The following is a 495-nucleotide window of genomic DNA, read 5'->3' on the forward strand; positions in this document are numbered from 1 at the left end:
CTCGAAGTTTGGTATCAAACTCAACCAAAGTCACATGCTCAACGATCCCAGCAAGATCAATCGCAGCTTCCACACCTGAGTTACCACCACCAATCACAGCAACACGCTTACCTTTGAAGAGTGGGCCATCACAGTGTGGGCAATAAGCGACACCACGGGTTCGATATTCAGCTTCACCTGGTACATTCATTTCTCTCCAACGCGCACCTGTTGAAAGGATAATGGTTTTTGATTCCAGTTTGGCACCATTTTCTAGCTCAACCTCAACCAAGCCCGTTGCTGTTTGATCCGCACCTGTCACTTTGCTGACGCGTTGAAGATTCATGATATCAACATCATACTCACGGACATGTGCTTCCATCTCAGCAGCAAACTTTGGACCTTGGGTTTTTTGTACTGAGGTAAAGTTTTCAATATCCATGGTATCCATCACCTGACCACCAAAGCGTTCAGCCACGATACCTGTTTTGATCCCTTTACGTGCTGCATAGATTG

Annotated in this window: 1 protein-coding gene; it reads right to left on the reverse strand. The window is 46.3% G+C overall.

Features of this window, described 5'->3' with window-relative positions; all coding sequences use genetic code 11:
* A partial coding sequence (locus tag DK207_RS15590) for an FAD-dependent oxidoreductase (protein WP_162540252.1) occupies positions 1-495 on the reverse strand: 495 nt, incomplete at both ends.

This window comes from Acinetobacter haemolyticus (genome assembly GCF_900406815.1).
Lineage (GTDB): Bacteria > Pseudomonadota > Gammaproteobacteria > Pseudomonadales > Moraxellaceae > Acinetobacter > Acinetobacter haemolyticus_A.